The sequence below is a fragment of the Shewanella electrica genome, assembly GCF_022321485.1.
GTDB lineage: Bacteria > Pseudomonadota > Gammaproteobacteria > Enterobacterales > Shewanellaceae > Shewanella > Shewanella electrica.
The window spans coordinates 476529-489101 of sequence record NZ_JAKOGG010000003.1 but is presented as its reverse complement, the minus strand read 5'-3'; the positions used below and the strand labels follow the sequence as shown (position 1 = coordinate 489101).

The following is a 12573-nucleotide window of genomic DNA, read 5'->3' as shown; positions in this document are numbered from 1 at the left end:
GAGACTGCATACCATCAGCCCCTTCGGTGCCACTCCATGTCCCCGTCAGTGTTTGTCCTTCGACGACTTCATCGTTGCCGACTGCCACAGCAATGGTTGGAACATCATCAGCAATGACGATATCCAGTGAGCCGTTAGCAACACTGTTATCAGTGTCGGTAACAGAGACCGTTAGACTTTCAGTAAAGCTATCTGCACCAGCAGCATTGACCACGGCGCTATCGAGAGTGTAACTGTAACTTACTGTTCCGCCAGCAATTGAACCAGTAAAGCCCGTTAAGGTCAGGCTACCTTGCGGTGTATCAATAGTGACGTTGCCGCCTGCGGTATTGAGTGCCTGTAACTGAGCCAGTGTGAAATCTTGACCATGGACAGTCAGTGTTTGCAGACCATCAATGGTGTCAAAACTAAACACGCCAGTTTGGGTTAGCAGTGCATCATTTTCAGCACTTCCACCCGGCAGATTCGCTTCGTCAACGTTTATCTCTCCGCCTGCCATATCAAGACCAGTGAGACTAACGCCATCATCTGTGCCGGTAATGGTGATGGTTAAGGTGCTAGTGAGTGATTCAGTGCCATCAGTGGCGGTGTAGGTAAATACGGTCTGGGCAGTTTCGTCGGTCGCCAAGGCTTGTGATGCCGCGCCAGTAGCCGCAAAGCGGTAGCTGCCATCGCTATTGATGGTCAGCGTACCGTAGCTGTTAGTGAGCACGGTGGCTGCGCCATCCACGACCGCCGTGGCGGTGCCGCTGGTGCCGCTCAAAATACCGGTGACGCTGAGGCCATCGCCATCCACGTCGGTATCGTTGCTCAGTACGCCGTCTTCCGCCGCCACGATCAGGGTGGCATCTTCATGCACTGCGCCCACATCAGGTCGCAACACTGGCGCATCGTTGGTGCCAGTAATGGTGATGGTTAAGGTGCTAGTGAGTGGTGCGGTGCCATCAGTGGCGGTGTAGGTAAATACGGTTTGCGCGGTCACGCCCGCTGCCAACGCTTGTGACGCGGCGCCAGTGGCGGCAAAGCTGTAGCTGCCGTCGCTATTGATGGTCAGCGTACCGTAGTTGTTAGTGATCACTGTGGCCGCGCCATCTACTACCGCCGTGGCGGTGCCGGTGGTGCCGCTCAAAATACCGGTGACGCTGAGGGCATCACCATCCACGTCGGTATCGTTGCTCAGTACGCCTTGTGCCGCTGCGACAGTCAGGGTGGCATCTTCATCCACTGCGCCCACATCAGGTTGCAGCACTGGCGCATCGTTGGTGCCAGTAATGGTGATGGTTAAGGTGCTGGTGAGTGATTCAGTGCCATCAGTGGCGGTGTAGGTAAATACGGTTTGCGCGGTCACGCCCGCTGCCAACGCTTGTGACGCGGCGCCAGTAGCGGCAAAGCTGTAGCTGCCATCGCTATTGATGGTCAGCGTACCGTAGTTGTTAGTGATCACTGTGGCCGCGCCATCCACTACCGCTGTGGCGGTGCCGGTGGTGCCGCTCAAAATACCGGTGACGCTGAGGGCATCACCATCCACATCGGTATCGTTGCTCAGTACGCCTTGTGCCGCTGTGACAGTCAGGGTGGCGTCTTCATCCACTGCGCCCACATCTGGAGACAGCACTGGCGCATCGTTGGTGCCAGTAATGGTGATGGTTAAGGTGCTAGTGAGTGATTCAGTGCCATCAGTGGCGGTGTAGGTAAATACGGTTTGCGCGGTCACGCCAGTGGCCAACGCTTGTGACGCGGCGCCAGTAGCGGCAAAGCTGTAGCTGCCGTCGCTATTGATGGTCAGCGTACCGTAATCGTTAGTGATCACTGTGGCCGCGCCATCTACTACCGCTGTGGCGGTGCCGGTGGTGCCGCTCAAAATACCGGTGACGCTGAGGGCATCACCATCCACATCGGTATCGTTGCTCAGTACGCCTTGTGCCGCTGCGACAGTCAGGGTGGCGTCTTCATCCACTGCGCCCACATCAGGTTGCAGCACTGGCGCATCGTTGGTGCCAGTAATGGTGATGGTTAAGGTGCTAGTGAGTGATTCAGTGCCATCAGTGGCGGTGTAGGTAAATACGGTTTGCGCGGTCACGCCAGTGGCCAACGCTTGTGACGCGGCGCCAGTAGCGGCAAAGCTGTAGCTGCCGTCGCTATTGATGGTCAGCGTACCGTAGTTGTTAGTGATCACTGTGGCCGCGCCATCCACTACCGCTGTGGCGGTGCCGGTGGTGCCGCTCAAAATACCGGTGACGCTGAGGGCATCGCCATCCACATCGGTATCGTTGCTCAGTACGCCTTGTGCCGCTGCGACAGTCAGGGTGGCATCTTCATCCACTGCGCCCACATCAGGTGACAACACTGGCGCATCGTTGGTGCCGGTGATGGTGATGGTTAAGGTGCTAGTGAGTGAGTCAGTGCCATCAGTGGCGGTGTAGGTAAATACGGTCTGGGCGGTCGCGCCAGCGGCCAAGGCTTGTGACGCGTCGCCAGTAGCCGCAAAGCTGTAGCTGCCATCGCTATTGATGGTCAGCGTACCGTAGCTGTTAGTGATCACCGTGGCTGTGCCATCCACAACTGCGGTGGCGGTGCCAGTGGTGCCGCTCAAAATACCGGTGACGCTGAGGGCATCGCCATCCACATCGGTATCGTTGCTCAGTACGCCGTCTAATACGCCAACAGTTAAAGTAGCGTCTTCATCCACTGTGCCAACGTCCGGGGCTAATACTGGCGCATCATTAACTGGGGTCACAACGATGGTCAGGGTGGCGCTATCTCCGGTGTTCGTGGTGTAGGTCACCACTGGTACGGTGCCATTCCAATTTTCTGTTGGTGTGAAAGTGTAGCTGCCGTCGGCATTAAGGGTCAGTGTGCCGGATTCCAGCGTAGCAGTATCGTTGGCTGCGAAGGTAGTGCCATCAACGGTAAAACCGACCACGGTGAGATCAACACCATTGCTGGTATCGTTGGTCAACACATTACCGGTGGCTACAGTATCTTCATCGATAGTGTTGGTATCGTTTGCGGTCTGTACGGCTAACTCAAAAGGAACTTCGGTCGTGTCGGTCGGGGTGTCGGCAGTGGTGGCAAAGGTGCCAGTGTCGTAGCCTGATGCGGCCAGCACTTCGGCGCCATCGCGGCTCACGTCAACATAGCCTGAGTCACCTTGGTTAGCCAAGTTACCACCTGCCGCGGTTTCAGGCAGGTTAGCGGTTGGGTCTTCACCCGAGGCGATCAGTGCTTGCAGCTCGGCAATTTCAGCATCGGTGGCACCACCTGTAGCAGCACCAAGATCCAACTGCAGAGCCGCTGCGGCGCCACTTTCATCCAACGTCAGCAAGCTCCCATCTTGGGCGAGCAGTTCAGCACGAGCATTATCTGCGACGATCAATTGTGCACCAGCTGGCACAATTTCACCGTCACGCAATGGCCTTGGTTGACCATTTTCGACGATAGAAATTTGTCCGTTGATGCCTTTGATTTGACCGCTTTGTTGGATGGTAACTGTGTTCATACTGACCCCTACTACTCATGCTCAATTTGGTTAAGAGCTGAGCTTTTACGATGTTTGTTACAGGCGCGTAAACAACCACAACGCGTAGTTACGAAAATTACGACAATAGTAGGGGAGTATAGATGGGAAGTCAATTTTTTGACATTTAAACAAAATCAATAGAATCAATGCTATATCATAAATCTGTATAAATTTAGTACATTATTTATAAGAGTTTTTGCTCAAAAAAATGGCTTACGTCTAAGGTGTCACATTCTTATATCATTTAGTGATAGATATCGCGTATCGATGAGGTTGAATGGTGGCATCGCGCAGAAGCTGTTAGGGAGGTTAGGTTTCACGAGGCGGATGAACGTTTTCAGCACTGCGCGAGCGGGCGGTTGGTTGATGTAAACCCATGCTGAATGTGGTTTCAGTCGGCTTGTTTGGTTGACTAAGTGTCGCAGGCCGTGCTTTGTCCATAACGCATTTGACTGGAACAAAAATTAAACGCCAAAGACCAACAGCGTCTAGGTCACGCTTTGTTTCTAACGTGTTTCATTGGAAAGAATCAAACACGTTAGAAACTGCAACGAAAGATCAGAGAGCTTGCGCGGCGGCACGATAAGCATCGGCAGCCTGTTGTTGCTGAGCAAGTTGCTCATGTACGCGCGCCAGTGCGAGATAGTTGTTTGCCGATGGGTCTTGAGTGGCTAACTTTTGCAACGCTGCCAATTGTTGTTGTGGCTCGCGTAACTGTGCATACACTTGCGCCATGCAGCGTTGATAGGCGATACGGTTTTGGCACTTCACCTCAATGGACTGCAATAGTTTTAACAGTGCGCTATCGTCCGCTGAGATGATGCGGGCAATCACGTTAAACACCGCGTCATCGGCGTCATGTTTTACGGGTTTGCTTAGTAGTTTGATCGCTTCATCGTGTTGCTCAAGCAGATGCAGTTGTTCAGCATACGCTGCGATTAACGCATCTTGGGTTTTCTCTTGGCGAGAAAAACTGGCCCAACACGCATTGAGTTGTGCTAAATCTTGAGCACCAGCTTGTTGCAAGAGTGCAGTGCATGCTTGGTTGTTGAGCTGTTGGTATTGCGGCTCATCAATCAGTTGGCGTTTGAATAGCGCCGGCAAAATGGTGCGTAGCGCGGCCCAGTCGTGCTGTGCTTGATAGACATCGCGCGCCAGTTTCAGCAGTGGCGTTTTACTTTTTGCGCTCGGTTGTAGTTTGTCCAATTCAGTCCTGGCGGCGGTTTCGTCACCACTGCGCAGTAAGTAGCGGGTTCTGGCGGCGGTTACCGCTTCAAATGCCAACGGCAACTCTGCCGCTTTTTCTAAGTATTCGTCGCGCTCTTCGGTCTTCAACTGATATTGCGCCGCACGGGCAGCAGCCAGATAGTTGAGCACTGGAATTTCGCCTTGTTCGGCACCTTTGCGCATGGCGCGTTCGGCGGTAGGCCAGTTTTCTTCGGCCATCGCCAGTGCACCAACTAAGGTGTGCTTACGCGCGGCTTTCCGGCGCCAGCGTTGTGGCAGATAGCGGCTAGTGAGCACCACATTGAGCACGGAGACGACCACCCACTCAACCAGTTGTAATACGCCGTAAAACAAAATCATCGCTACGATGGCAAAAATCACACTGGTTTCCAGCTGCCAGCCGAGAAACGAGATATAAACATATCCTTTATTGCCGACAATCAGCGGGCTGAGCAGGGCGCCAGCGAGAATGATGATCAGATAAAACAGCACTCGGATCATGGCGCAACCTCCTCATTCGGTAGGAGGTTGCCATACGTCACCAACTGCTTAAGTTGCTTGCTGGAATTAAACTGCTGCACGGTAATGGCATCAAGTTTCAAGCTGGCCAGTGCTTCTAAACTGGCTAACACCTCTTGGGTGCTGCTGTCTTCCAAGTCGTAATATTGCTGAATCCATTTACGCGCGAGGGTGATCGATTGGCGGTAGTTCAGCTCGTTATATTGATACAGCGCGAGTTGTGCTTGCAGGAGCTTGTTGCGGATATTTTCTTCCAAATACCATTCTTGTTTGCCTGACAGCAGCGGCGTGACATCGGTAGACACTTTGCGAATGGTGAAAAAATCATCTTTTAATGCACGCCAAGTTTTCGCTAGGTTGGTGCGCCAATCGCTGAGGGACGTGGTGACTTGCTGATCGTCAGCCTCTGGCTCATCTTGCTGTTGCAAACGATTGAGCGGCATTTTCTCTAACTTGGCGATCACGCCATCCAACGCATACACGGTACCCGCAATATCGGCATTTTTGATTTCGCTCACTGCGGTAATATCTTCGGCAATGGCGCGGCGCAGCGGCACTAAGGATGATTCTTGCATGGCGGCGATACGTTCATCGGCGGCTTTTAACAAACCCACCGCAGTTTGCGGATCTTTTTCTAACCAGAGTTTTCGACCGGCCAGACGTACTAAGTATTCCGCTTCGGCGGCGAGCCAATGGTTTGGATGACGTTGTGCCAGCGCGGCGACTTTAGTGCCAAGCTGCTCTTCAGTTTGCTGCATTTTTTGCAGTGTGTTTTGGGTATCACCCAGCTGTTGCTGTTGCGTTTGCAGCGCTTGGCTCAACTGTTGTAGTTGCTGTGTTGGCGCGTTCTGCGCTTGCACAATCTGCTGTTGCAGCTGTTGGTTTTGCAACTGTTGCTGTTGTATCTGTTGATACAGCCAGAAGCTGGCGGCTAGTGCGGCAATTGCCAACAAGGTGACTAACAGTAAACCTAAACGCATCGGCCAAGGTGAACGAGCTTGAGTGGCTACAGCGGTGTCATTGCTTGATTGAGAGGGTGCCGTGGTTGCCTCGGTCGAAGCTTGGGCATGTTCTTGGTGTTGCAGTTGTTCAGCTGGCGCTTTCTCGTTGTCCATAAAACCAGTCCTAGAGAATGTGAAAACCGGGGGATAGTTACAGCGACAACGCCGCTAACACAGCCTGATCATTGGCTGCACCAGCGTTGGTTATATAACGGAATCCTGATTTATTGGCTTGCTGTTCCACCCGAATACTGGGCACTATGATATGACATGCCAGCAGCCAAGAGAAATTTTCTTTAGTGACGAGGTTGATTAGGTTAACAAGTGCTTCACCACTGGTGATCACAATCGTATCAATGCCAAAGTCTCGCCATGATTTAACTAACGTTTGGCTGTCGTAGGGCGGGCATTGGCGTTGATAAACTTCGCAGTATTGCAGCTGTGCCCCAAACGTTTGCAGTTGTTGCGCTAAGGTTTCACGGCCGCCGACGCCACGGACAATCACAATACGTTTGCCCTTGACCACAGCAGGTTGTAAGCCATCTAGGCTCAGCAGCCCTTCGGTTTGTTGGTTATCTAACGGCGTGCTGTGCGCTGTAATTCCCAGTGCTGCTAATGCTTGAGTGGTGGCTTGACCCACGGCGTAATATTGCGCCGTGGTGGGCCAATGGCTGACACTGGTTTGCGCACAAGTGACGGCATTGGTGCTGATAAAAATAACGATATCCGCTGCGGCCAGTTGCTGATTGAGCTGCGGCGCAGCGATGGTGGAGATCTGCAATAGCGGGGTTTCCATAAACGGGATCTCTCGTTGCTTGAGAGATCCTATCATGGCGTCATTTCGGCCAGCAGGCCGAGTTAGCAGCAGCTTCATAAGCGGGATTAGTTACCGTAAACCGCCTGCAAAATCGCTTTGGCACCTTTGCCCAGCAGCTCATCTGCCAAGGCGATGCCCAACGCTTCTGCTTCACTTACTTTGCCGCTGATTTCACCGCGGATCACTTCGGAACCGTCAGGGTTACCCACCAAGCCGCGCAGCAACATGTCGTCACCCGTGATTTCAGCAAATGCGCCAATCGGTACTTGGCAACCGCCTTCCAAGCGGGTGTTCATGGCGCGTTCGGCCAATACACGGTAGCGAGTTTCTTTGTGTTCTAACGGTGCCAACAGCGCTTTAACGCGCGCGTCGTCGCTGCGGCATTCAATACCAACGGCACCTTGGCCGTTCGCTGGCAGCGATTCACTGGTTTCGATAAAGCTAGTGATGCGCTCTTTGAGTTCCAAACGGATCAAACCGGCAGCGGCGAGGATAATGGCATCGTAGTCGCCAGCATCAAGTTTGCTCAGGCGAGTGCCCACGTTACCGCGCAAATCTTTAATCACTAAGTCAGGACGGCTTTCACGCAATTGGCATTGACGACGCAGGCTTGAAGTGCCCACCACCGCACCTTGTGGTAGCTCAGATAAGGTTTTGTAAGTGTTAGACACGAACGCATCGCGTGGGTCTTCACGTTTGCAGATCACTTGCAAACCTAAGCCTTCCGGAAATTCCACTGGCACATCTTTCATCGAGTGCACTGCGATATCCGCTTGGCCTTCGAGCATGGCAACTTCCAGCTCTTTCACAAATAAGCCTTTACCGCCTACTTTAGCCAGCGGCGTATCCAGAATGATGTCACCTTTAGTGCTCATCGGCAGCAGCTCGACCTGCAACCCCGGATGAATGCGTTCCAATTCTGCTTTGACAAATTCTGCCTGCCACATGGCGAGCGGACTTTTACGAGTAGCAATGCGAATAAGATTGTCTGACATGCCCGAAATGTTCCGTAAGTTATGTAATGTAAGTAATTGCGGCAATGCTAACATTGCCAGCAAGTGATTAGCACGAGCCAGCCCGCAATCTTTGCATTTAAGCGAATAACTCATACAGTAAAAGTGTGATGCGCATCGCAAATACTTGCTGAATGTGACAAACATGTTAGTATTAGTGGTTACTTAAGCAAGGAAGTGAGTAGTACGGATGATACAGCGCCAGCAGCAGTATTTTGCCTCTGCCGAGCGACTCAATCGAGTACGGCTCGCGCGTGCGCAAGCATTGTTTTCTCCACTGCAACAGCAGTTGTTTGCGCTGATCCCTGTACTGCTGCATTACCACGATGCACGCTTACCCGGTTACAACAATCCTCATACGCCGCGAGGCATTAGCCAATTTGAGCTGCAACAGCAGCACACCGACGCGCTCACTAAACTCAAGTTAACCTGTAACGCCGCCACTGCGGTCAAACCCCGGTTGGAAGGCGTGTATGTGATGGGCAGTACCGCCAGTTTTGGGCAAAACCCTAAAAGTGATGTCGATGTGTGGCTGGTGCATAGCATGGGTATTAGCTGTGCCGGGCTAAGGTTATTACGTCAGAAAACCGCATTGTTGCATCAATGGTTTGCCGACTTTGATTTTGAGGTGAACTTCTACCTGTTGCAGCCAGAGCATTTTAAGTGGCGGCAGCAACAAGTGCAGCAACCTTCCAGCGACGAATGGGAAGTACTCGGCCAAGAACATTGCGGCAGTGCACAACACTGGCTATTGCTGGATGAATTTTATCGCAGTCATATTCGATTGGCCGGTAAGCCAGTGGTGTGGTGGCCTGAAGGTGTGCCCGATCCTGAGCAATTACTGTATTTGGGTGACATGCGTGAGTTGCCCGCCAGCGAATATTTTGGCGCTTCATTGTGGCAACTCTACAAAGGCTTGGATAAGCCCCATAAAGCGCTGCTGAAAGTACTGCTGTTGGAGGCTTACGCCAGTGAATATCCAAAAACTCGGTTGGTATCTGAAGAGATTTGGCATCTCACTGACGAGGGCAATTTCTCCACCGATAATGACCCCTATCTACAACTGTATTTCACCATCGAGCGTCATCTCACGCGTCTCGGCGATTTTCGCCGCTTGGAAATTGCGCGGCGCTGCTTTTATCTCAAATGCGGTATTCGTTTGAGTGATCCGCACACGCGCCAAGATTGGCGTTTCCACGATCTGCGTAAATTGGTACGTGATTGGGAATGGCCTTACAGCCTCGTGGCAACCTTAGATAACTGCCATCAGTGGCATAGCGGCGAGTTGCAATGGTTTAACGAACAACTCAACCAACTGATGTTGGTGAGCTATCAAAATCTGCTGCGCTTTGCTTCGACACACCAGTTGAGCAAGAGCTTTAAAATTGAAGACTTAAGCCTACTCACGCGTAAGTTACACACCTACTTTAGCGAAGATGCTCAGCAACTGCTCAAACTCAACCCGCTGTGGAGCCAGTCGATTGTTGAGCCGCATCTCACCATCGTCAAAAGTGATTCGCAGCAGCAATGCGCGCTGTACCGTGTCAAGCCGGTGCCCAAGTTGTTTATGGGCGAGTCGGCGATCTATCACGCGGATAATATTGCCTCGGTGGTCGCTTGGGCCTGCTTGAACGGCGTGGCCGATAAAAATACCCGTTGGCATCTGTTTGCCGATTCGGCACGGCGCAGTCGTTGCCTGTCTTATGTGGCGCGACGGTTGGTGCCACGCTTAACCGAATGCGAACGGCGTGTAGCCAAGCTCGATTTGTGTCAGCCATGGTTTTATCGTCAAGTCATTCTGTTGGTCAATTTGGAATATGACCCCACAACGCAATGGCTGGGACAGGAGATAATGGTTGATTTGTTGGGCATCAATCCGCTGTCGGTGGGCCGTCGGCAGCAGTGTTTGTTGGGCAGTATTCAGCTACTGACGCAGAACTCGTGGGGCGAATGGCATAGCTATGAATTTAGTCAGGAGCTTGGGCTATTGGAACTGATCCAGTTTTTAGCGCCAGGACTCAAACGCTCACCGGCCAATCTTAATATTCAAGTGTTCAGCGGCTCGATTAAGGCGCGCACTCAATTAGCGGCAGCGCTGTGTCAGCTGTTTCGTCAATTGATTAAGTTAATCCACCGCGCCGAAAAAGGCTGTACCTTAGTTCAACCACTGCAACTCCGTGATAAACGTTTTGGGATTTTTGTGGATGATAAGGGCGTATGTTATCGCGATCTCAGTGATGTCACCTCGCTGTACCAACAGGTGGTGCGTGGTAATTTAGATACGGTCGCCAGCCAAGATGGTGGTCAAGTCTCACTCAGCAGTTTGCCACTTGGCATCCAAAACGTGGCGGTAAAAGGTGTGGTGCAGTATTTCTTGCAACCCAATGGAGAGCAGGTCAACGTGTTGGTGTTAGATGAAGTGAATGCGTTGAGCCACTACGTGCAGGCGGCGCAAGATGTGAATGATTTAGTGAATCAGGTGTCGCAACACTTTGCCTTTGATGATGTGCATAATCTCAAGCATCGCTTTAATTTCCCGCAGTTTTTTTTAGTGACGGGTGAACAACATGCGCCGCATATTGTGCCATTTGGCTTGTCATCCTCAATGGCACAATCACAATTCTAACGGCGGTTAGATATCCAGCGTTAAACCACTCAGTTGCGTGATGGTGTCACGCACGAACGGCATAAACTCACCGCCGTTACGTTGATCCAGCCATTTGCCATCTACATAAGCAAAGTGGAAGCCACCAAAACGCGAGGCAACCCATAGCTCATGCAAAGGTTCTTGCTTGTTAATGACCAACTTAGCGCTGTCACCAAACTCCAGTTGCAGCACATTGCCCGAGGCATCAATATCGATATCTGCCCCTTGCTCATCAATGGCCTGTTCAATGGCAGCTTCAATCTTTTCAAACATATCATCAGCGAGTTGATGATATTGCGTATCTGTCATAGCCATGCAATATCTGTCCTTTGCTTTCATCAAGATGAATGCGATTATAAGGCCAATGTATTTTTGATGCACAGATGTTGAGTGAAATGAAACGACTTTTATCCCTCATGATGTTGTCCTTGTTACTTGTGGGCTGCGGCCAGAAAGGACCGTTATATAAAACGCCGACTAAAACACCCAATAAGGTGCAAGCCCCAGTAAATACTGCGCCACAGCCGACAGCGCAAGGAGAGTAACGTGGACCACTTTCAGTATCAGGAAAAGCAACTCTTTGCTGAAGAGTGTAGTGTGGCTGAGCTAGCCGCTCAATATGGTACGCCGCTATATATCTATTCGCGTGCAACGTTGGAACGCCATTGGCACGCATTTGACTCTGCGGTCGCAGAGCATCCACACATGATTTGTTACGCCGTTAAAGCCAATTCCAACTTAGCGGTGCTTAACTTGCTGGCGCGCATGGGCAGTGGTTTTGATATCGTCTCTGGTGGCGAACTGGCGCGGGTGATTGCCGCCGGTGGTGATCCGGCCAAAGTGGTGTTTTCTGGTGTAGGTAAAACCCCAGCCGAAATGAAAATGGCGCTAGAGCTGGGCATTTATTGCTTTAACGTGGAGTCTCTGCCTGAGCTAGAGATCCTCAATGATGTGGCTGCCGGTTTAGGCACAATTGCGCCAGTATCGCTGCGTATCAACCCCGATGTTGACGCCGGAACTCACCCTTATATCTCTACTGGCTTGAAAGAGAACAAGTTTGGTATCGCCATGGATGATGCGGAAGCGGCATACGTGCGTGCGATGGAACTGCCTTATCTGCAAGTGAAAGGTGCCGACTGCCATATCGGTTCGCAACTGACTGAACTCAAACCGTTCCTCGATGCCATGGATCGCATGCTGGCGTTGATTGACCGTCTGGCTGAGCGCGGGATTGAGATCTCGCATCTGGATGTCGGTGGTGGTCTTGGCGTGCCGTACAACGGTGAAACACCGCCAGAGCCAAGTAGCTATGCTAGCGCACTGCTGGAGCGTTTAGGCGATCGTAACTTGAAGTTGATCTTTGAACCAGGCCGTGCGATTGCCGCCAACGCGGGTATCTTTATCACTGAAGTGCTGTTCCTCAAAGAAAACGCCGATAAAAACTTCGCCGTGGTCGACGGTGCGATGAACGATCTGATTCGCCCATCACTGTACAGCGCCTACCAACAGATTATTCCAGTGCGTAAGCATAGCCGAGCGCCAGCGGTTTACGATGTGGTTGGCCCAGTATGCGAAACCGGCGACTTCCTCGGTAAATCGCGCGAACTGACCATTCGGGCTGGTGATTTGCTGGCGGTGCGTTCTAGCGGCGCTTACGGTTTTGCTATGTCATCTAACTACAACACGCGGCCACGTGCAGCGGAGGTAATGGTTGATGGCACTAACCACTATGTGGTGCGTGAGCGAGAAAAACTCGCGCAGCTGTGGCAAGGTGAGACCTTACTGCCATAAACTGGCGTAAACTCGATTATTGTTTGTGGCGTTCAAGG

The 12573-nt window shown here is 52.0% G+C and carries 9 protein-coding genes; 3 read left to right on the top strand and 6 right to left on the bottom strand.

Annotation, left to right across the window (positions count from 1 at the left end; genetic code table 11):
* The 5 genes from L9G74_RS06995 to hemC form a co-directional block, all read right to left on the bottom strand.
* Nucleotides 1–3499: beta strand repeat-containing protein (locus L9G74_RS06995; RefSeq protein WP_238895582.1), on the bottom strand; the 3499-nt coding region annotated here is incomplete at its 3' end.
* 579 nt (nucleotides 3500–4078) lie between these two features.
* On the bottom strand, nucleotides 4079–5248 hold the full coding sequence (locus tag L9G74_RS06990; RefSeq protein ID WP_238895581.1) for a heme biosynthesis HemY N-terminal domain-containing protein: 1170 nt from the start codon (nucleotides 5246–5248) through the stop codon (nucleotides 4079–4081).
* On the bottom strand, nucleotides 5245–6381 hold the full coding sequence (locus L9G74_RS06985; protein WP_238895580.1) for a uroporphyrinogen-III C-methyltransferase: 1137 nt from the start codon (nucleotides 6379–6381) through the stop codon (nucleotides 5245–5247). The genes L9G74_RS06990 and L9G74_RS06985 overlap by 4 nt, the downstream gene beginning before the upstream one ends.
* A 37-nt stretch (nucleotides 6382–6418) precedes the next feature.
* Entirely contained in the window at nucleotides 6419–7141 is a 723-nt protein-coding gene (locus L9G74_RS06980; RefSeq protein WP_238895579.1) for a uroporphyrinogen-III synthase, read from the bottom strand.
* 8 nt (nucleotides 7142–7149) lie between these two features.
* Nucleotides 7150–8079, bottom strand: coding sequence for a hydroxymethylbilane synthase (hemC, locus tag L9G74_RS06975; RefSeq protein ID WP_238895578.1), 930 nt, complete (start codon nucleotides 8077–8079; stop codon nucleotides 7150–7152).
* A 208-nt stretch (nucleotides 8080–8287) separates the two neighbouring features.
* On the opposite strand from hemC, the gene L9G74_RS06970 reads away from it, so the two are divergent.
* Nucleotides 8288–10723 carry a class I adenylate cyclase gene (locus L9G74_RS06970; RefSeq protein ID WP_238895577.1) on the top strand — a complete coding sequence of 812 codons (2436 nt, stop codon included), beginning with the start codon at nucleotides 8288–8290 and terminating at the stop codon, nucleotides 10721–10723.
* A gap of 6 nt (nucleotides 10724–10729) precedes the next feature.
* On the opposite strand, the gene cyaY is transcribed toward L9G74_RS06970, so the two are convergent.
* Nucleotides 10730–11059, bottom strand: coding sequence for an iron donor protein CyaY (gene cyaY, locus L9G74_RS06965; protein WP_238895576.1), 330 nt, complete (start codon nucleotides 11057–11059; stop codon nucleotides 10730–10732).
* A 68-nt stretch (nucleotides 11060–11127) separates the two neighbouring features.
* Here cyaY and lptM point away from each other — a divergent pair, with 68 nt between their 5' ends.
* Entirely contained in the window at nucleotides 11128–11289 is a 162-nt protein-coding gene (lptM, locus tag L9G74_RS22430; RefSeq protein ID WP_369123384.1) for an LPS translocon maturation chaperone LptM, read from the top strand.
* A 1-nt stretch (nucleotide 11290) separates the two neighbouring features.
* Nucleotides 11291–12535, top strand: coding sequence for a diaminopimelate decarboxylase (lysA, locus tag L9G74_RS06960; RefSeq protein ID WP_238895575.1), 1245 nt, complete (start codon nucleotides 11291–11293; stop codon nucleotides 12533–12535).
* Nucleotides 12536–12573: the final 38 nt, after the last annotated feature.

Bases quoted from the DNA above. Each gene is read 5' to 3' on its own strand.
- L9G74_RS06990 (WP_238895581.1), bottom strand. From the start codon at position 5,248: ATGATCCGAGTGCTGTTTTATCTGATCATCATTCTCGCTGGCGCCCTG.
- L9G74_RS06985 (WP_238895580.1), bottom strand. From the start codon at position 6,381: ATGGACAACGAGAAAGCGCCAGCTGAACAACTGCAACACCAAGAACAT.
- L9G74_RS06980 (WP_238895579.1), bottom strand. From the start codon at position 7,141: ATGAAGCTGCTGCTAACTCGGCCTGCTGGCCGAAATGACGCCATGATA.
- hemC (WP_238895578.1), bottom strand. From the start codon at position 8,079: ATGTCAGACAATCTTATTCGCATTGCTACTCGTAAAAGTCCGCTCGCC.
- L9G74_RS06970 (WP_238895577.1), top strand. From the start codon at position 8,288: ATGATACAGCGCCAGCAGCAGTATTTTGCCTCTGCCGAGCGACTCAAT.
- cyaY (WP_238895576.1), bottom strand. From the start codon at position 11,059: ATGGCTATGACAGATACGCAATATCATCAACTCGCTGATGATATGTTT.
- lptM (WP_369123384.1), top strand. From the start codon at position 11,128: ATGTTGAGTGAAATGAAACGACTTTTATCCCTCATGATGTTGTCCTTG.